Origin of the sequence: Mesoflavibacter zeaxanthinifaciens DSM 18436, from assembly GCF_000422365.1 — a bacterium.
Lineage (GTDB): Bacteria > Bacteroidota > Bacteroidia > Flavobacteriales > Flavobacteriaceae > Mesoflavibacter > Mesoflavibacter zeaxanthinifaciens.
In genome coordinates this window covers 1-1,815 of the sequence record NZ_AULQ01000019.1, presented here as the reverse complement: position 1 = coordinate 1,815, position 1,815 = coordinate 1, and the positions used below count along the sequence as shown (strand labels likewise).

Sequence of the window (1,815 nt, the reverse complement as noted above, 5' to 3'; positions counted from 1 at the left end):
GAATCTGATGACAAAATTACACTTTATAGAATTAAATAAAAACTGCACACAACAACGGCTATAATCCATTGCTACTGAAATTCCTATCGGAATTTCATTGCAATATACTATCTTTCGGCTATGACGGAAAGAATCCTGCGGATTTTTTCCGCAACATATCATAGCCAAACACGTTGTAGCCAATTATGAAAAAACTATTTATTATATCAAGTTTTCTATTCTCACTTTTGTCTTATGGACAAAATGAAGAATCTTTAGATATTATTGGAAAGTGGATTTGTACTGATGCTCATTCTAATGTTGAGACTTCTGACGTAAGAATTGAAAAATACTTAACTTTATTCAGTCAATCGGAATTTAAGTTTACTGAAGATGAGATTTTTACTCTTAAAAAATTGAACAGTGACGATTATGAAAAGTCGGAAACCTTGATTGAAAGTTATTGGAAATTTAATAAACTGAATCAAGTAATAGTCGACTATAAAAACCCATCAACAATTTTAAAGATTATAATCGAACAAAAGAATAACGAAACTTATTTTTTATTATTTGATAAGGCTGTGTCATTGAAAATGAAAAAACTATAATTAACTAGCTACAACAATGTATAAATTCAATTGCGGCTGAATTTCCTACGGAAATTCATTCCAATTTTCTATCTTTCAGTTTCAATCGGAAAATCGTACCGATTTTCCGCAACTGAAATTTATACGCTAACGTTACCTGCAAGCTGAAAAATGGAACTAATAGGTAGAATCAATCGAAGAAAAGTTTATTACGTTCAGATTAGAAATAACTCTGAATGGAAATCTTCATTACCGAAAAATGATTGGGTTGTATTTACAATCGCGAATAAAGAAGATGAAGAATTAGTTCCGCCTGTTGTAAAAATATGTATCGACAAAAACGTTTCCTATACGTGTAGTGCTGGAACTTTATCTCATTGGACTGAACAATACTTTGACGAAGAGATAACTGGTCGAGCTGTTGATTATGAAATGCGGACTAAAAAGGAATTTGATTATGAATTTTCACCAGTTACTACTGCTCATCAAAACTTTAGCGAGGGATTTTGGTTTGCATCAACTTTAGCTCACGACCCTCACAATGAAATTGACAAAGTTGTGTGCTTGGATTTCACTAAACGAAAAGTAAAAAAACATCTGACTGAACTGATTGAAAAAATAAATAACAGTTGGTTACCAAGTGATGAGGAAATAGAACTTGCTAAATATGACACTGACTAAAAAGAAATCAAGACCAATTACAATCGATAATGAAAAATATCGATGGCTAATTTCATCAAGAGAAAAAGGAACTATTGCTTTTATCGCAGAAAAGGAAAACTCAAAAGGTTCGATAATAGAAGTCAAAATAGAATCTGACATCAACGAGTTGTGGACTGAATTTCCAAAGATAAGTGAATTGAATTTAAAAGTGATTAAACCAAAAGATGCAGAATTAATAATAAGGCAAGCTCAAAAATTAGGTTGGAATCCTGAAGAAAGCGGGAAACCGAATAAGTTTGATTTTGATGGACAGAATTTAAAAAAAGCCAGCAGGTAACACCGTGTATAATTCATTGCTATTTAAAGCCTACTTACGAAAGTCCTCGCGGACTTTCTATCTGTGATTTATTTGCTAACTTTAGTTCCTAAACCACGCAACGAAATCATACACAAACACGTTATGTGCAAGCTGAAAAAACAGCTCGTAATAGAATAAAATGACTGAACAAGCAATAATAAAACAGATTGGAAAACCAGCGGAAATTGACTTTCGAAAACCGAAAGCAATCGGAAGTGCTGGACTTTA

The 1,815-nt window shown here is 32.3% G+C and carries 3 protein-coding genes; all 3 read left to right on the top strand.

Annotated elements, in window-relative coordinates:
- The first annotated feature begins 185 nt into the window (after positions 1 to 185).
- The 3 genes from H574_RS0112055 to H574_RS0112045 all read left to right on the top strand — a co-directional run bounded on the left by H574_RS0112055 (position 186) and on the right by H574_RS0112045 (position 1,566).
- Positions 186 to 587, top strand: a complete 402-nt coding sequence (locus H574_RS0112055) for a hypothetical protein (protein WP_027880823.1) — start codon at positions 186 to 188, stop codon at positions 585 to 587.
- A 150-nt stretch (positions 588 to 737) separates the two neighbouring features.
- Positions 738 to 1,247 (top strand): hypothetical protein, encoded by a 510-nt coding sequence (locus H574_RS0112050; RefSeq protein ID WP_027880822.1) that lies wholly within the window; start codon positions 738 to 740, stop codon positions 1,245 to 1,247.
- Positions 1,234 to 1,566, top strand: a complete 333-nt coding sequence (locus tag H574_RS0112045; RefSeq protein ID WP_027880821.1) for a hypothetical protein — start codon at positions 1,234 to 1,236, stop codon at positions 1,564 to 1,566. The genes H574_RS0112050 and H574_RS0112045 overlap by 14 nt, the downstream gene beginning before the upstream one ends.
- The last annotated feature ends 249 nt before the right edge of the window (positions 1,567 to 1,815 follow it).